This window comes from Achromobacter sp. 1011791174 (assembly GCF_059760925.1).
Genome location: NZ_JCBANH010000064.1, coordinates 1 through 16,713 on the forward strand (window position 1 = coordinate 1; position 16,713 = coordinate 16,713).

At 69.2% G+C, this 16,713-nt stretch carries 16 protein-coding genes; 8 read left to right on the forward strand and 8 right to left on the reverse strand.

Annotation, left to right across the window (positions count from 1 at the left end; translation table 11 throughout):
- Positions 1-942, reverse strand: a 942-nt coding sequence (locus AC6LJ5_RS20245) for a MerR family transcriptional regulator (RefSeq protein WP_498141422.1), incomplete at its 3' end; no start/stop codon positions are given.
- A gap of 152 nt (positions 943-1,094) precedes the next feature.
- Here AC6LJ5_RS20245 and AC6LJ5_RS20250 point away from each other — a divergent pair.
- Positions 1,095-1,778 (forward strand): MarC family NAAT transporter, encoded by a 684-nt coding sequence (locus tag AC6LJ5_RS20250; protein WP_498141423.1) that lies wholly within the window; start codon positions 1,095-1,097, stop codon positions 1,776-1,778.
- Between the two features lie 54 nt (positions 1,779-1,832).
- Here the strand turns inward: AC6LJ5_RS20250 and AC6LJ5_RS20255 are convergent, their stop codons facing one another.
- Positions 1,833-2,729 carry a DMT family transporter gene (locus AC6LJ5_RS20255; protein ID WP_498141424.1) on the reverse strand — a complete coding sequence of 299 codons (897 nt, stop codon included), beginning with the start codon at positions 2,727-2,729 and terminating at the stop codon, positions 1,833-1,835.
- A 164-nt stretch (positions 2,730-2,893) separates the two neighbouring features.
- Here AC6LJ5_RS20255 and AC6LJ5_RS20260 point away from each other — a divergent pair, with 164 nt between their 5' ends.
- Positions 2,894-4,222, forward strand: coding sequence for an aminotransferase-like domain-containing protein (locus tag AC6LJ5_RS20260; protein ID WP_103276083.1), 1,329 nt, complete (start codon positions 2,894-2,896; stop codon positions 4,220-4,222).
- Here the strand turns inward: AC6LJ5_RS20260 and AC6LJ5_RS20265 are convergent.
- From AC6LJ5_RS20265 to AC6LJ5_RS20280, 4 genes are all read right to left on the reverse strand, one after another.
- Complete coding sequence (locus AC6LJ5_RS20265) at positions 4,197-5,255, reverse strand: serine hydrolase domain-containing protein (protein WP_233772557.1); 1,059 nt, start codon at positions 5,253-5,255, stop codon at positions 4,197-4,199. The genes AC6LJ5_RS20260 and AC6LJ5_RS20265 overlap by 26 nt on opposite strands.
- 95 nt (positions 5,256-5,350) lie before the next feature.
- Positions 5,351-5,863, reverse strand: coding sequence for a GNAT family N-acetyltransferase (locus AC6LJ5_RS20270; RefSeq protein WP_199770919.1), 513 nt, complete (start codon positions 5,861-5,863; stop codon positions 5,351-5,353).
- A 137-nt stretch (positions 5,864-6,000) separates the two neighbouring features.
- Positions 6,001-7,464 carry an MltF family protein gene (locus tag AC6LJ5_RS20275; protein WP_103276082.1) on the reverse strand — a complete coding sequence of 488 codons (1,464 nt, stop codon included), beginning with the start codon at positions 7,462-7,464 and terminating at the stop codon, positions 6,001-6,003.
- Positions 7,465-7,727: 263 nt separating this feature from the next.
- Entirely contained in the window at positions 7,728-8,777 is a 1,050-nt protein-coding gene (locus tag AC6LJ5_RS20280) for an endonuclease/exonuclease/phosphatase family protein (protein WP_233772555.1), read from the reverse strand.
- A 251-nt stretch (positions 8,778-9,028) separates the two neighbouring features.
- Between AC6LJ5_RS20280 and AC6LJ5_RS20285 the strand changes: the two genes are divergently transcribed.
- Positions 9,029-9,928, forward strand: coding sequence for an amidohydrolase family protein (locus AC6LJ5_RS20285; protein WP_392411166.1), 900 nt, complete (start codon positions 9,029-9,031; stop codon positions 9,926-9,928).
- 107 nt (positions 9,929-10,035) lie between these two features.
- Entirely contained in the window at positions 10,036-11,265 is a 1,230-nt protein-coding gene (locus AC6LJ5_RS20290) for an MFS transporter (RefSeq protein WP_103276080.1), read from the forward strand.
- A gap of 45 nt (positions 11,266-11,310) precedes the next feature.
- Here the strand turns inward: AC6LJ5_RS20290 and AC6LJ5_RS20295 are convergent, their stop codons facing one another.
- Together AC6LJ5_RS20295 and AC6LJ5_RS20300 are read right to left on the reverse strand one after the other, a co-directional pair.
- Positions 11,311-11,616: an NIPSNAP family protein gene (locus AC6LJ5_RS20295; RefSeq protein ID WP_103276647.1), complete on the reverse strand. Its 306-nt coding sequence runs from the start codon at positions 11,614-11,616 to the stop codon at positions 11,311-11,313.
- 97 nt (positions 11,617-11,713) lie between these two features.
- Positions 11,714-12,595, reverse strand: coding sequence for a LysR substrate-binding domain-containing protein (locus tag AC6LJ5_RS20300; protein ID WP_498141425.1), 882 nt, complete (start codon positions 12,593-12,595; stop codon positions 11,714-11,716).
- A gap of 76 nt (positions 12,596-12,671) precedes the next feature.
- Here AC6LJ5_RS20300 and AC6LJ5_RS20305 point away from each other — a divergent pair, with 76 nt between their 5' ends.
- The 4 genes from AC6LJ5_RS20305 to AC6LJ5_RS20320 all read left to right on the forward strand — a co-directional run bounded on the left by AC6LJ5_RS20305 (position 12,672) and on the right by AC6LJ5_RS20320 (position 16,689).
- Positions 12,672-13,820 (forward strand): four-carbon acid sugar kinase family protein, encoded by a 1,149-nt coding sequence (locus tag AC6LJ5_RS20305; RefSeq protein ID WP_103276078.1) that lies wholly within the window; start codon positions 12,672-12,674, stop codon positions 13,818-13,820.
- A gap of 26 nt (positions 13,821-13,846) precedes the next feature.
- Positions 13,847-14,863 carry a 4-hydroxythreonine-4-phosphate dehydrogenase PdxA gene (pdxA, locus tag AC6LJ5_RS20310; RefSeq protein WP_392411170.1) on the forward strand — a complete coding sequence of 339 codons (1,017 nt, stop codon included), beginning with the start codon at positions 13,847-13,849 and terminating at the stop codon, positions 14,861-14,863.
- The gene (locus tag AC6LJ5_RS20315; RefSeq protein WP_103276076.1) at positions 14,860-15,534 is read left to right on the forward strand and encodes a beta/alpha barrel domain-containing protein; all 675 of its coding nucleotides are present in this window, start codon (positions 14,860-14,862) and stop codon (positions 15,532-15,534) included. Before pdxA ends, AC6LJ5_RS20315 begins: the two co-directional genes overlap by 4 nt.
- A 156-nt stretch (positions 15,535-15,690) precedes the next feature.
- Positions 15,691-16,689, forward strand: coding sequence for a Bug family tripartite tricarboxylate transporter substrate binding protein (locus AC6LJ5_RS20320; RefSeq protein ID WP_392411171.1), 999 nt, complete (start codon positions 15,691-15,693; stop codon positions 16,687-16,689).
- The last annotated feature ends 24 nt before the right edge of the window (positions 16,690-16,713 follow it).

Below are 16,713 nucleotides of genomic sequence, written 5' to 3' on the forward strand. Positions count from 1 at the left end.
CATCGTGGCCTGCCGGAACTTGGCGTGGGTGGCGGGGTCCTTGCCGGCGTAGCTGCTGAACAGCGTCATCCAGCGGCGGGCCAGGGCCAGGCCGGCGGGAGAGCCCGGCGCGTGGCCAGCGTCGATGGCGTCGCGCGCGTCGGCCATGAGTTGCGGCCACTCGGCGGCGCGGTCGTCGTAGTGCGCGCGCAGATGGCGGATCTCTTCGGGCGTCAGGTACTTCTCATAGATCAGCAGCTTGCTTTCCGAGAAGGCGCGCAGCACGTAGTCGCGCATGGCCGGCGAGATGCCGACATGTTCCTGCATCGACGGTTCGCGTTCGTACATGGCGTTCAGCTTGACCAGCAGGCGCGGATCGCCGCCGGTGTCGCGGACCAGCAGCGTCATCCAGCGCGTCGCCAGCTCGCGCGGTCGCCGCGCCTCGGGCGCGACGCCGGCGTCCATCTGCGCGCGCACCTCGGCGATCAGCGCCAGCCAGTCGGCGTCCGGCGAGCCGCTCTGGCTGCTGCGGTACATGGGCAGGCGGTCGAGTTCGTCTTGCGAGAAGTACTTGTCGTACATGGTCATCAGTTCCAGAGTGTTGAGCCAATCGGCCAGCTCCGGTTCCGCGCCGCCGAGCAGCTGGCCGTGCAATTGCGCCAGTCTCGCGCGCAGTTGCGCGGCCTGCTCGATCTGCCGGTCAAGGGCGGCGATCTGCCGCGCCACGATGCCGGCCAGCGGGACGCCGGGCTGGTCCAGGAAGGCGCCGATCTCGGCCAGCGACAGTCCGAAGCGGCGCAGCGCCTGGATCTGGTGGAGCCGGGCGATGTCGTCGCGGCCGTACAGCCGGTAGCCGTTCTCGGCGCGCGCCGAGGGACTGAGCAGACCGATCGCGTGATAGTGGTGCAGCGCGCGGACCGTCAGTCCGCTGCGCTTGGCCAGTTCACCTACTTTCAGCTGCATCGTTTCCCTCCGTGAGTGGCGCAGACCGAACTCTGGAGCGTTACGTTACGTGAGGGTCAAGCGGAAAAGCAATGTCGGGTTTGGGCCACAATAGGGACTGGCGCCGCGCATGGCCGCGCGGCTTTTCCGATTCCCGTCTTCCGGTTCCGTCCATGCTCAACGACCTGTTCCTGCTCGGCAAGCTCACCGGCCTGGGCCTGGTGATCCTGCTGCCCCTGGCCAATCCCCTGACTTCCATGACCATGCTGCTGTCGCTGGGGCAGCATATTCCGTACAAGGAGCGCGCGCGGCAGATCCGCCAGGCGGCGTGCTATGTGGTGGGCATCATGCTGGTGACCTACTACGCCGGGGCCTGGATCATGAGCACCTTCGGCATCTCGATACCCGGGCTGCGCATCGCGGGCGGCTTGATCGTCATGGTGCTGGGCTTCAGCATGCTGTTCCCCAAGGCGCAGCCCGAGGACGCGCCCGAGGTCGAGCAGACGGACGCGGCGGCCCGGCGCGGCGCCGCCCCCAACATCGCCTTCGTGCCGCTGGCCATGCCGGGCACGGCGGGGCCGGGCACCATCGCCATGATCATCAGCGCGGCCTCGTCGATGAATTCCGATGAACTGGCGCATGTGCCGGCCTGGGTGCTGGCGGTGGTGCCGATCGTGGTGTTCGCGCTGCTGGGCCTGATCTTCTGGATCTGCCTGACCTCGGCCGGCAAGATCGTGGCGCTGATCGGCCACGAGGGCGTGGAAGCGATCTCGCGCGTGATGGGTTTCCTGCTGGTCTGCATGGGCGTGCAGTTCGTGATCAACGGCGTGCTGGAGATCGCGCACGGGCTGCCCTGAACCGGGGCGGGCGGAGCGCGTCCGGCTGCCGGGCCGGCGCGTCCGCCCGCGGTTTTACCTGGCGAACTTCTTGGCGCCGGCCACGCACAGGATCACGCCCACCGTGACGCCCAGCATGGCCACGCTGACGTGCTCGTGCAGCAGGCCCGCCGCCAGCGCCAGCCCGAAGAAGGGCTGCAGCAGCTGCAGCTGGCCGACGGCGGCGATGCCGCCCTGGGCCAGGCCCCGGTACCAGAACACGAAGCCGATGAACATGCTGAAGAGCGCCACATAGCCCAGGCTGATCCAGGCCGGCGCGCTGATGTTGGCGAAGGACGCCGGCGCCAGCGCCCAGCTCATCGCCGCCATCACCGGCAAGGACAGCACCAGCGCCCAGGAAATCACCTGCCAGCCGCCCAGCGTGCGGGACAGCCGGCCGCCTTCGGCATAGCCCAGCCCGCAGACGACGATGGACGCCAGCATCAGCAGGTCGCCCTCGATCGAGGCGCTGACGCCCTGGGTCAACGCGAAGCCGACCACGAAGAGGCTGCCCAGGATCGAGAACAGCCAGAATGCCGGGCGCGGCCGCTCGCCGCCTCGGATCACGCCGAAGATGGCGGTGGCCAGCGGCAACAGGCCGACGAAGACGATCGAGTGCGCCGAGGTCACGTGGCGCAGGGCCAGCGCCGTCAGCAACGGAAAGCCGACCACCACGCCGAGCGAGACGATGATGAGCGGGATGATGTCCTGCCTCGCCGGCCGCTTCTGCCGGAACAGGAACAGCACGGCGACGGCCAGCAGGCCGGCGATGGTGGCGCGCGCCACCGTCAGGAAGAGGGCGTCGAACTCCAGGACCGCGACCCGCGTGGAGGGCAGCGAGCCGCTGAAGATCAGCACGCCGAGAAAACCGTTGATCCATCCGCTCGCGGTCCGGTCGTCCGGCTTGTTCCGCAAGATAGCTGTCTGTTGCATGATTGCCTGCGCAAAATGGCGTTGCTGGAAAAAGGCGGCGGCAAGCCGTCAGGACGGCTGCCGCTGCCGGCAGGGGAGCCGTTCGGGGGAACGCGGATCCTGCCGAGGCAATGCTATGCTTCTGGATCAGTACAATCAAACAATTGTCATGGATACATCTGCCCATGCCACAGGCTCGCTACAAGCAGCTGGTTGACGCCTACGCCGCCGATATCCGCGAAGGCCGCCTGGCCCCGGGCACGCGCCTGCCCACCCACCGACAGCTCGCCGCCAGCCAGGGGCTGGCCCTGGTCACGGCCTCGCGTGTGTACGCGGAACTGGAATCCATGGGCCTGGTCAGCGGCGAGACCGGCCGCGGCACCTTCGTGCGCGAACCGGAATGGCCGGCCTTCCTGGGCACGGACACGCAGACTGCCGCCGCCAGCATGGCCGACTTGAGCTTCAACTACCCGTCGCTGCCGGGCCAGGCCGAGCAACTGCGCGCCGCCTTGCGCCAGCTGGCGCAGTCCGGCGACCTGGACGCGCTGCTGCGCTATCAGCCGCATGGCGGCCGGCCCCATGAACGCGCCGTCGCGGCGCGCCATCTGGCCACGCACGGACTGCGGGCGCCGGCCGAGCGCGTGCTGATCGTCTGTGGCGCCCAGCATGGGCTGGCCGTCGCTGCGACCGCCCTGCTGCGGCCGGGCGACGTGGTGGCGGTGGATGCGCTGACCTACTACGGCTTCAAGGGCGTGGCCGAGGCGCAGCGCCTGGAGCTGGCGCCGGTCCCGGTCAGCGCCGGGGGACCGGACCTGGACGCGCTGGAACGCCTGTGCCGCGCGCGCCGCGTGCGCGCCATCTATTGCATGCCGACGCTGCACAATCCGCTGGGCTGGGTGCTGGATCTGGCGGGCCGGCGGCGGCTGGTGGACATCGCGCGTCGCCACGACCTGATCGTGATCGAGGATCAGGTCTACGGCTATCTGGTGCATCCGCAGCCGGCGCCGCTGGCGGCCCTGGCGCCGGAGCGCACGGTCTATGTGTCCGGCCTGTCCAAGAGCGTGGCGGCCGGCCTGCGGGTCGGTTTCATCGCGGCGCCCGATGCCTGGCTGCCGGCCATGGAGCGGGTGATCCGCAGTTCCACCTGGAACACGCCCGCCGTCATGTCCGCCATCGCCTGCATGTGGATGGAGGACGGCACGGTGGCGGCGCTGGAGCAGGCCAAGCGCGAGGACGCGCGGGTGCGCCAGGCGCTGGCGCGCCGTGTGCTGGCGGACCTGCCGGTGGTCGCGCATCCCTCGTCGTACTTCCTGTGGATCCCGCTGGCGGAAGAGGCGCGCGCCGACCAGATCGCCATGTCGCTGCAGCGCCAGCAGGTGGCGGTCACCACCGCCGAGCCGTTCGCCACCACGTCCCAGGTGCCGCACGCGATCCGGCTGGCGCTGGGCTCGGTGGACATGGCGGTGCTGGAGGACTCGCTGGAGAAGATCAGGCGAGCGGTGCCGGCGTATTGAGGAAGGGATCGGGATCGAGCAGCGCGGTTTCCAGCGCGCTTTCCATCACGGCCAGCATTCCCGTCCGCGTCTCGCGTCTCGCGGTGAAGCCCGCCATCGCCAGCCGCAGCGCCGGGCAGTAGTAGGCCGCCGTGCCCCAGTAGCCCAGGTGGAAATACACCTCGGCGCCGCCGATGCGCTTGGCGAACAGGCCCAGGCGGTAGCCATCGGCGCCCTCGTGGGCGCCGGGCGCCAGCATCTCGGCCAGCGTGGCGGGGCGTTCGTAGACGCGGCCTTCGAACAGATCGGCGGTCCAGCGCGCCAGATCGCGCGCCGACATGACCAGTCCGCCGCCGCCATAGAGATCCATCGTGGCGCTGACGTCGGTCACGTCCCGCTTGCCCAGGAACTGGCGCGCGCGCGGCGCGGCGCCCGCCGGCGCGGGCTCTGCGATTTCCCACCAGGTCGTGGCCAGGCCCAGCCGGTCGAAGCCCAGTTCGCGGCGCGCGACGGCGGCCAGCGAGTCGCCGGCGGCTCGTTCGATGATCTCGCCCAGCAGCACGTAGCCGGTGTCGGAATACTGGAACTTCGCGCCTGGCGGACCGATGGGGCGGGGTTGGGACGTGTAGCGGCGCAGCTGCTCGCCGCGCGTCCACGCGTGCGCCGGGTCGGCCAGCACGTCGCGGACATAGGCATCGTCGGCATGGTCGGACAGCCCGGCGCTGTGCTGCATGAGCTGACGCGGTGTGATCGCGTCGCAGGCGTGGCCGGCCGATCGCAGCAGATCCACGTGCGCGGGCGAGAGCAGACCGGCGATGGGCGCGTCCAGGTTCAGCCGGCCGCGCTCCTTCAGGCGCAGCGCGATGGCGGCGGTCATGGTCTTGGTGTTGCTGGCGGTGCGGAACGGCGTGTCCACGGTCAGCGCGCGGCCGGCGGCGACGTCGGCCAGGCCGGCGGCAATGCCCCAGGGACGCGGCGCGCCGGCGCCGGCGATGCACAGGGCCGTGGGCGCGTCCAGCGCGAGGATCGCGGCGTTCAGGGCGTCGGGGTTCAAGCGTGCTCCTTGGGTCTGTGTGTTGTTCGTCATGTGCGCAAGGCCCGTGGAATTCGATGCGGACTGCGCGCCTTGCGGCCGCCATCAAGCGGGACTCAGCCGGGGGCGGCGTCGGGATGGCAGAAGCGCAGGAAGCCGTCGCCGGCGAGCTTGTGCACATACTCGTCCGGGGATCTCTCGAAACCCAGCCGTTGGTAGAACTTGGCGCCGCCCGCATTGCCGTCGTCCACGGTCAGCCGGAGATGAGTGTAGCCATTGGCTTGCCCGCGCCGGGCGACCTCGCGCAGCAGCCGTTCGCCGATGCCCGCGCCGCGCCGGGCAGCGGCCACATAAAGATCCTGCACGTAGATGCCGGGCTCGCCCACCCAGGTCGAGAAGAAGGGGAAGTACAGGCACATGCCGGCGAAGCCGCCGTCGTCCTCGGCCAGCATCACTTCGAATTCCGGCCGCTCACCGAAACCGTGGCGCTCCAGGCCCGCGCGCGTGCTGCGCAGGCGCTCGGGCACGCCCAGCGACGCCGCCAGTTCCTGGAGCGCGCGCAGGATCACGTCGCAATCGGATTTGGCGGCGATGCGAAAGCGCAGGTCTGGCGGGGGCGTTGCGGGCATGGCGTCCTGGACGGCGTGGCGGCGAAGGACAGACCATAGCAGAGACGGGAAGAAGGCGGCGCGCGCCCCCCGGCCGGGGGGGGCGCCGCGCGCCGCGCGTCCGGGGGGGACGCGGAGCGCGCGCGGTGCGGCCGGCGTCAGCGGGTCGCCACCCCGCCGCTGGCCGCGCCTTCGGCGTCATTGGCTTCGCCTTGCGCGCGGATCAGCGAATAGGCGATGTAGTACTTGTAGATATTGCTGACGTACTGGACCGTCTCACGGCCGATGCGTTGCGACGCCACGCGCTCGACGTTGTTGAACCAGACGTTGGGATCCAGCCCCAGCTTGGCGGCTTCCTTGCGCAGCTTGTTCACGCGGCCGGGACCGGCGTTATAGGCGGCGAAGGCGAACAGGCCCTTGTTCAGCTCGGTCATGGGTTCGTTGGCGTAGTAGCGGTCGATCGTCTGCCGTACATACTTGATGCCGCCGCGGATATTGTTCTGCTCGACGTGGATGCTGCCGACCTGAAGCTCCTTGCCGGTGGCGGGCATGATCTGCATCACGCCGATCGCGCCGACCGCGCTCTTGGCGTTCTGGTTCAGCCGGGATTCCTGGTATCCCTGGGCCACCATGAGCAGCCAGTCGATGTTGTACTCCTGGCCATAGCGCTGGAAATGCGTGGTCAGGCGATGGAAGCGTTCCAGGTCCTCCGGATCGGCCGCGTGCTTCACCCATTTGGTCGACATCAGGTACTTCTTGAACTGCTGCTTGCCGAAGGTGGTGTCGCCGCGATGCGCGTCCATGAAGGGATTGAGCGCGGCGGCGAGCTGCGGCGAGTCCTTGCGGAAGGCGAACGCGATGTCATTGCCGGCGTCCACGGTAAGGTCCTCGCGCACGACGATGCCGGGAAAGATCTGCTTCCAGAAATTGGCCAGATAGCGGTCGGCGACGGTGATCTTCACCAGATCCGCGTTGACCATCTCCAGGATGTCATCGGTTTCGAAGACGCCGGGCGCGTCGCGGATCACGATGGGACGCTTGCCGCGCGCCTGCAGCGCGGCGCTGAGCGTCTTGAGGCTGCTGTAATAGCTGCTGGTCGGGTTGACGAGCACCTCCCTGCCGGCCAGGTCGTCCAGCGACGCGAGCGGCGGGGCGCCCGCCGAGGTGACGATGAGCTCGCGCACGCCGGATGCCAGCGGATGGGAAAAGTCCACCTGCGCGCGGCGTTCGTCCGTGATGGTCAGGTTGGCGGCGACGAGGTCGCCCTTGCCGGCCAGCAGGTCCGGGATCAGCCGGTCGCGGGGCGTGGGCAGGAAGACCACATGGATCCGCGCGTAGTGCGCCTTGACGCCGGCGTTCAGGCGCTTCTCGAACTCCGTCATCATGTCGACGATGAGGCCGCGCTGCGTGCCGCCCTTGTCCAGGAAGTAGAGCGTCTTGTTGTACGGCACCAGCACGCGGACCTGCTGCCGCTTCTTCATGCCGTCCAGGTCGCCGGTCCAGGGCTTGATGTTGTAGGCCAGGCTCAGCGGGTTCTTGCCCTGCGCCGCTGGCGCGGCTTGCGCGGAGGTGAAAAGGGCGGCAAAGCACAATGCCGCGGCCACGACGAAACGCGAACGCATGATGTCCCTCTCCCGGTGGCGCCCGCCCTGCTTGTCGCGCAGCGTCGGGCAACAGCTCTTGTTGTGGTCCGGTCCAGGCCATGAAGCTGGGGGCGGTCGCCGGATGGTGCGTCGTTATGCGTTGAAATATATCGTAATTCGAAGTCGGAAAATTGAACTCTTTGCCGCGAATGCAACGATTGTTGTTTTCGCGCCCGGAGCCGGGGAGCGCACAGGCCATGGCCGTGATCCCGGCGGCGCCCCGGGCTCGCTCCGCCGTCGGCTCAGTCCGCTTCGTCGATGCGCACGGATACCGGGAAGTGGTCGCTGTAGCCATCCACATTCACGTTGCGCGCGGCGTCGCCCTTGGGCAGGCCGAAGCGGATCGGCCCTTCGCCGACGCGATGGTCCACCATCTCCGGATAGGCTTCGATGCGCGCGCTTTCCACCCGCGCGCGCAGCGCGCCGGATCCGGCCAGCAGACCTCGCGCGACCAGGATCTGGTCGAACACATTGCCGTCGCCGCTGAAATACAGCGTGCCGTCCAGATCGCGCGCCTTGCCACGATGGTCGACCGCGGCCTGCGTCAGGTAGCGCCAGCTCAGGTTGTAGAACCGGGCGCTCTGCGCGCGCGCCACGTCGCCCTGCTCGCGCGTGGCGCCGGCATGGATCGTGAGCGAGGCGTCGAACGGATCGTCGTTGAAATCGCCCATGGCCAGGACGGCCGCGTCGGGCCCTTTCACCTCGCGGATGCGCTCGTGCCAGTAGCCCAGCGTTTCGCCCGCCGTGGCGCGAAAGCCCGCCGAGTACTGCGGCCCGCGTCCGGCCGGCGCCGAGCGCGACGGCCAGTGGTTGGCCAGCGCGATCAGTTCGTTGCCGGCGGCGGTGACGAAGGTGCATTGCGTGATGTCGCGCGTGCCGGTGCGGCGCATGACCCAGTGCGAGAACAGTTCCTTGCGCCTGGGCTTGAGCCGCTTGCCGTCCGTGATGAAGGCGGTGTCGATGCCGCGTTGCTCGCGTTCGGCGTCCACGTGAATGATGTCGTAGGCGCGCTCCGGCAGCAGCGCGTTGAGCCGCTCGGCCAGGGCCTGCAGGGCATGACGGTTCTCGACCTCGCAGACGCCGAGCAGGTCGGGGCCCTGGCCGTCGCCCATTCGCGCGATGATGGACGCCAGCTGCGCCACCTTGCGCTCGAACAGCTCCGGGGTCCAGCCTCGCAGGTCGTTGCGCAGCCTGTCGGCCAGCCAGGGTTCACGCTCGGGGTAGCCCTCGGGCGCGAACAGGTTTTCCAGGTTCCAGAACGCCACCAGATAGTCCATCGGATCGTCCTCCATGCCGCGCGTCCGGCGACGCGGCCTCGCCTTGTCACGCGGGGATTGTTCAGGCCGCAAGTTGCAGCTTCATGAGCGGAAATATTGCGCGCGAGGGGAGGGCGTAACTCTTCTAGATGTCTGATTTCGTTCACTTTTTGACGAGGGTTTTCACCGAGTCATTCGTGCGCGATTGGACCTAGTATTGCGCCCGTTGCGTCGGCCCGCAGCCGCGATCCGCCGGCGTCCGTATGTCAGCTTCAGGAAGGAAAAGCATGCGCAGCAGTCCGACGCGTCCCGGTCAGGACGTTCCCTTTTGCCTGCCGCCCCAGGAACGGGTCGAAGCAGCCAGCTTCGAGATTCCGCCGGGCGCCTGCGATACGCACGCGCACGTCGTGGCGGCCGACGCGCAGGCCTATCCGATGGTGGCCGGGCGCAGCTACACGCCGCATCCCGCGACCGAGCAGTCCTATCTGTCCATGCTGGACGCGCAGGGCATGGCGCGCGGCGTGCTGGTGCAGATCAGCGTCTACGGCACCGACAACCGCTACATGCTGGAAGTGCTGCGCCGCCATCCGGACCGGCTGCGCGGTATCGGCGTGGTGGCGCCCACGGTGACGGACGCCGAACTGGAGGCCATGCACGCCGCCGGCGTGCGCGGTCTGCGCATCAACGTGCTGTTTGGCGGCGGCATCGGTTTCGACGCGATGGAGACCCTGGCGCGGCGCATCGCCGGCCTGGGCTGGCACATGCAGTTCCTGATGGATGCGCGCCAGCTGCCCGAGCTGATGCCGCGCATGCGCAAGCTGCCGGTGCCGGGCGTGATCGATCACATGGGCCACATGCCGGTGGCGCAGCGCACGGACAGCGCGGGCTTTCAGGCCATGCGCCATCTGCTGCGCGAACACGGCTGGTGGGCCAAGCTGTCCGGCGCCTATCGCATCAGCGAGCGCCACGACAGCCATGACGACGTCACGCCCTGGGCGCGGGCGCTGATCGAGGCCGCGCCCGAGCGGCTGGTGTGGGGCAGCGACTGGCCACATGTGCACATCACGCGCATGGTCGACACCGGCCGGCTGCGCAACCAGCTGGCGGACTGGGCGCCGGATCCGGAGGTGCGCAAGCGCATCCTGGTGGACAACCCGCAGCGGCTGTACGGCTTCCCGGCAGTCTGAGCGCCCTGGCCGCGCGGGCGCCAGACAAGCCCGCATCGCTTATTCATCCGCGCCGCGGCGGCATCCGCGCGCGCATTTTCCCCTTGCAACATCAAAGAGGCATACGCATGCAATGGTACAAAGAGCTCAGTGTCACCGAGCGTCGCACGTTCGTCGGCGCCTTCGGCGGCTGGGCCGTCGACGCGCTCGACTTCATGGTCTTCACTTTCGTGATCTCCACGCTCATCAATTTGTGGGGAATCGACAAGGGGCAGGCCGGCATGCTGGGCACCGTCACGCTGTTGTTCTCAGCGCTGGGCGGCTGGCTCGCGGGCATCCTGGCCGACCGCTACGGCCGCGTGCGCGTGCTGCAATACACCATCCTGTGGTTCTCGGTCTGCACGGTGGCCATCGGCTTCGCGCAGAACTTCGAACAGCTGTTCGTGCTGCGCGCGCTGCAAGGCCTGGGCTTCGGCGGCGAGTGGGCCGTCGGCTCGGTGCTGATGGGCGAGATCGTCCGCGCCCAGCATCGCGGCAAGGCCGTGGGCACGGTGCAGAGCGGCTGGGCGGTGGGCTGGGGCGCGGCGGCGATCCTGTACACGCTGGCCTTCTCGCTGCTGCCGCCTGAGTGGGCCTGGCGCAGCCTGTTCTGGATCGGCGTGCTGCCGGCCTTCCTGGTGCTGTACATCCGCAAGCATGTGCCCGAGCCCGAGGTGTTCCAGCGCAACCTCGCCAGGCAGAAGGACGCGGCGCAGCGCACGTCCTTCTGGGCGATCTTCTCGCCGGCGCTGCTCAAGACCACGGTGGTGACCTCCTTGCTGTGCACGGCGGTGCAGGGCGGCTACTACGCGATCACGACCTGGCTGCCGACCTTCCTGAAGACCGAGCGCAACCTGTCCGTGCTGAACACGGGCGGCTATCTGCTGGTCATCATCCTGGGCTCGTTCTGCGGCTATATCGTCGGCGCCTATCTGGCCGACCGCCTGGGCCGGCGCGCCAACCTGCTGATCTTCTCGGTGCTGTCGGCCGCCAGCGTCTACCTGTACACGCAGGTGCCGCTGAGCAATGAACAGATGCTGGTGCTGGGCTTTCCGCTGGGCTTCGCCGCCTCGGGCATCTTCAGCGGCATCGGCGCCTACCTGACCGAGCTGTTCCCGTCCTCGGTGCGCGCCACGGGGCAGGGCTTCGCCTACAACTTCGGGCGCGGCATCGGTGCGCTGTTCCCGAGTCTGGTGGGCTTCCTGAGCCAGACGCATGGGTTGGCCTGGGCCATCGGCGCCTTCGCCACCGGGGCCTATGTGATGGTGATCCTGACCGCGCTGCTGCTGCCCGAGACCAAGGGACGCGAGCTGTCCTGAGCGCGATGCGGACGTGGGTCCGGCGCGCGCCGGCCCCGTCCGTGATCAGCCGAAAACCGGCCGGAAGAAGCTGCGCTCGTAGCTCAGGATGCAGCGTGTGTCTTCGGCATACTTGAACGCCGCCGCGCATGCTGGATCGTCCTTGGACTGATTCCGGTACGTTTCATAGGCGGCCAGGCTGGGGAAGGTGAACAGCGCCAGCGCGATGTTGTTGGCGCCTTCGGAGGGCAGGAAGTAGCCGTGGTGGCGGCCGCCGAATTTCTCGACCAGCGGGATCCAGAGTTTCCCGTAATGTTCGAATTCGGCCAGCTTGGACGGGTCGATGACGTAGCGGAGATAGCAGGTGACCATGGAATGCGCCATGCCTTGTGCGGGTGGAGGGAATGCGCAGCCTATGCAGGCGCGCGGCGCGCGTCAACCGCGAGCCGCCAGCCTGGCCACGCTGTCTTCAGGCGTCGGCTTCGCGCGCCGCGCCGGTCAGCCAGTCCTTCAGCGCCGCCAGGGCCGGCGCCGCGCCGGGCGGCACGGTCTTGGGCTCGATCAGGCCATACTCCGAGCCGTCGGGCGTGAAGCCCAGCGGCGCGGCCAACCGGCCGCTGCGCAGGTCGTCCAGCGCCAGGATGCGCGGACAGAGCGCCACGCCCAGGCCGGCGGCGGCGGCTTCGACGATCAGGAAATGGTGGTCCAGGTAGCGCGTGGCGCGCGGCGCGGCGCGGCCGGGCTGCCGGCCCAGCCAGTCGTCCCAGGCCGCCGGGCGTGTGCGCGAGGCCAGCGCCACATAGTCGCCGGCCTCGAAGCCGGGCAGCAGGGCTGGCGTCATGACCGGTCCCATGCTTTCGCGCATCAGCGGCGTGACGCGCCAGTCGGGATTCACGGGGAAGTCCAGCCGGCGCAGCGCCAGTGACACTTGGTCGCGCGAGAAATCCAGCGGCCCGCCGCCGACCGATAGATGCAGCTCGATCTCCGGGTGGCGGTCCTGGAAGGCGGATAGCCGAGGGATCAGCCAGCGCATGGCCACCGAGCGTTCACAGGACAGCACCACCGGACGCTTGGCGTCGCGGTCGCGCAGCGAATCAATGGTGTCGTTGATGAGGGCCAGCGCCCGGCCCATGGCCGAGGCCAGGGCCTGACCTTCGGCCGTCAGGCGCAGGCCCCGGCCGGCGGGTTCGAACAGCTCCAGGCCCAGGTCGTCGCTCAGCTTGGCCACGCGCCGGCTGACCGCGCCGTGGGTGAGCGCCAGCGCATCGGCCGCCGCGCGCATGGACCCCAGCCGGGCGACGGCCTCGAAGGCGCGCATATCGTTCAGGGAAGGGCGTCGGGTCGTTTTCATTGGTGAGGTTCTATCACCATAAAAAGTCAGAAAGTATGGATTTTTCTGCCTGGTGATCTGCATTTTAATCACCAATATGAATACGCAGAAAGACCCCGCGAAACAGGTCGGCATCATCGCCGACGACCTGACCAGCGCCGCCGACGGCGCCGGCCCTTTCATGGAATGGGCCGGCGTGGCGCATATCAGCCGGGGCGGCCTGACGCGTTCCGACGCGCCGGTGCTGTCGGTCGACACCGGCAGCCGCGCGCTCGGCGAGGCCGAGGCCGGCCAGGTCGTGGGGCGCGCCGCGCGGGCGCTGGCCGATTGCGGCACCTTGTACAAGACCATGGACTCGACGCTGCGCGGCCATGTGCGCGAAGAATTGTCGGCCGCGTTCCGCGCCAGCCGCCGCCAGCTGCTGGTGGTGGCGCCGGCCTTTCCCGACGCGGGCAGGCTGACGCTGGGCGGCAACCAGTACGTGCACGGCAAGCTGGTGGCCGCCAGTTCCTATGGCCAGGACCCCGTGCATCCGGCGCGCACCTCGCGCATCCTGGATCTGGTCGATCCGGCCCTGGGACCGGCCATCGTGGTGCCCGAGGATGCGAGCGTGGCCGAACTGCGCGCCGCCGCCAACAAGGCGCGCGTGCTGGTGCTGGACGCCAGCAGCCAGCAGGCGTTGAACGACCGCGTGGCGCAACTGTCCCTGCACGCCTGTCTGTGGGCCGGGTCGCCCGGCATGGCGCAGGCGCTCGCCTTCCAGCTCGGCGCGCGCGCCGCCGCGCCGCAGGCGTCGCGCCGCGCGTCGCGCGTGCTGGTCGTGGTGGGCAGCGCCAATCGCGTCAGTCATGAACAATGCGCCGCGCTGCAGGCCGCCGGCGCGCAGCGCATCCAGGACGCCGACGAGATCCGCGCCGACGCTTGCGTCGTGTTCCTGCAGGCGCCCGCGCAACCCGACGGCGATTCGGCCAGGGTGCTGGCCGGGCTGGTCAGGCAGGCCCGCCGCGCGCTCATGGCGCACAGCTTCGACGCCCTGATCGCCACCGGCGGCGATACCATGGCCGCCCTGCTCGACGCGCAGGGCATACATGCCTTCACGCTGCTGTCCGAACTGGAACCCGGCTTTCCGCTGGGCGTCACCGGCCTGGCCGGCCGCGACCGCTCGCTGCTGCTCGCGATGAAGGCGGGCGGCTTCGGCGGCCCCGACACACTGCGCGCCGCCGCCTGGCGCCTGCTCGGTCAATAACCGTCCCTTTTCTCCTGGAGCCCTCAATGTCCGCTTCCGCTCTGCCCATGGCCGTGACCATGGGCGACCCTTCCGGCATCGGCCCGGAGATCGTCGCCAAGACCCTGTTGCAGCCCGACTACGCGCGGCGCTGCGTGGTGGTGGGCGATGCCGCCGTGATGGCGCGCGCGCTCGATTCGCTGGGCGCCGCCGATCGCCTGCGCGTGGTGAGCGACGTGGGCGAGGCCGTGTCCGCCGCGGCCTTCGAGCCGGACGCCATCCGCCTGCTGCCGTCGTCCGAGATGGCGGCGCCGCCGCCGCTGGGGCGGGTCGATCCGGCCAGCGGCAAGGCCGCCTATCAGGCCATCTGCCACGCCATCGACCTGGCCCGCGACGGGCGCGTGGCCGGCATGGTGACCGCGCCCATCCACAAGGAGGCGCTGTCCGCCGCCGGCGTGCCGTATCCCGGGCACACCGAGATCCTGGCGGATCGCGGCGGCGCCGGCCGCGTGGCCATGATGCTGGCCAATGACGTCATCGCCACCGTGCTCGTGACCATCCACTGTTCGCTGCGCCAGGCCATCGAGCGCGCCGATTTCGACGCGCAGATGTCGGCCATCCGGCTGGCGCACCAGGGCGGGCGCGCGCTGGGCGTGGCCGCGCCGCGCGTGGCGGTGGCGGGCCTGAATCCGCACGCCGGCGAAGGCGGGCTGTTCGGCGACGAGGAAGCCCGCATCATCCTGCCGGCCATCGAGGCCGCGCGGCGCGAGGGCATCGACGCCAGCGGCCCCTGGCCCGGCGATACGGTCTTCATGCAGGCGCGCCAGGGCCGCTTCGACGTGGTGGTGGCGCAGTACCACGACCAGGGCCTGATTCCGGTCAAGTACCTGGGCCTGGACCAGGGCGTCAACATCACGCTGGGCCTGCCCTTCGTGCGCACCAGTCCCGACCACGGCACGGCGTTCGACATCGCCGGGCAGGGCAAGGCCGACCCGGCCAGCCTGCAGACCGCCATCGACTACGCCTTCCGCCTCGCCGCCCATTCCAAGGACCAGACGCCATGAGCCATCCCGATTTCATCTTCATGCTGACGCGCAACGACCGCACCGTCGCGGGAGCCGCCGAGTATCTGGAAACCGCGCTGGAGGCCGGTGTGCGCCACATTGGCTTCAAGGACATCGGCCAGCCGGTGGAAGAGCTGGCGCGGCTGAACCAGCGCATCAAGGCGGCGGGCGCGTCCAGCTATCTGGAAGTGGTGTCTCAGGACCTGGACAGCGAATTGACGTCGGTGCGGGTGGCGCTGGATCTGGGCGTGGATTACCTGCTGGGCGGCACGCACGTGGACGAGGTGCTGCCGCTGCTGGCCGGCTCGCGCATCCGCTACTACCCGTTTCCGGGCGAGGTCTACGGCCATCCCAGCATCCTGGGCGGCACGCTGGAGGAGATCGTCGCCAGCGCCCGCCGCATCGGCGCGCTGCCGGGCGTGCACGGGCTGGACCTGCTGGCCTATCGCGCCAGCGTCGACGTGCCGATGCTGATGGCCGAGGTCTGCCGGCAGGCCGACGTGCCCGTGATCATGGCCGGCTCCATCGACACCACGGCCCGCATCCAGATCGTGCGCGACGCGGGCGCGGCGGGTTTCACGGTGGGCACGGCGGCGCTGGACGAGCGTTTCCCGGCTCCCAGGCCCGGGCTGCTCGCGCAGCTGAAGACCATTCTGGCGGCGGCGTCCTGAGCCGCGCCCTGTCCACGCGAGGGGCGTTGCCTCCCGGGCGGGCGCAAGCGCATTCATAAGCTGTTCCGTTGCACAGGTAGTACCCATATCAACAAGTCGTAGCCGGGCGGCAAGCCCGAGAACGATGGGCCGGCGACCATCCGCAAGGAGTTCGCAATGAGGAACCGCATATTCCCCTGTGGCGGCTGGATCGCGACGTTGCGCGCCGCGATCCTGGGAGGGGCCGTCCTGGCCGTGGCCGCGCCTGGCGCGGCGGCCGCCGATTTTCCCGAGCGCCCGCTCAAGATCGTCGTGCCCTATGCCCCGGGCGGCTCGACCGACGTGGTGGCCCGCATGCTGGGCGAGAAGCTGGCCGCGAAGTTCGGGCAGCCGGTGCTGGTCGAGAACCGGCCCGGCGCCAGCGAGCAGATCGCGTCGGCCTACGTGGCCAAGTCCACCGCCGACGGCTACACCATCATGCTGGCGACCATGGCCGGCCTGGCCGTCAATCCCTGGCTGTACCAGCTGCCCTATGACGTGCTGCATGATTTCGCGCCCATCGTGACCGCGGTCAAGATGCCGAGCTTCATCGTGGTCAATCCCCAGACGCCGGTCAAGAGCGTGCCGCAGCTGACCGACTATCTCAGGAACAACCGCGTGAGCTACGCGACCGCCGGCACCGGCACGCCCAGCCACCTGGCCATGGAGATGTACAAGAAGTACGCCAAGGTCGACGCGGAAAGCGTGCAGTACAAGGGCGGCGCGCCGGCCCTGCAGGACGTGATGGCCGGTCATGTGCCGGTGATGGTGGCGCTGGCGCCCGAGGCGCTGCCCTACATCAAGGGGGGCAAGCTCAGGGCCCTGGCCGTGACCAGCGCCGCGCGGTCTCCCTTCCTTCCCGACGTGCCCGCGGTCACCGAATACCCCGACCTCAAGGGCTTCGAGATCGATCAATGGCTGGGCTTCGTGGCGCCGGCGGGCACGCCCGGCGCCGTCGTCAACACGCTCAACCAGGCCATCAATGAAGCGCTGGCGGATCCGCAGGTGCGGTCCAGGCTGGCCGAGCTGTCCATCCTGCCGCAGGGCGGTTCGGTCGCGCACTTCACGCAGCTGATGCGCAACGAGAACGTGAAATGGAAGCAGGTCATCAAGGATGCCGGCATCAAGCTCCAGTGAGGCCGGCGGCGTCCGACGGGACAC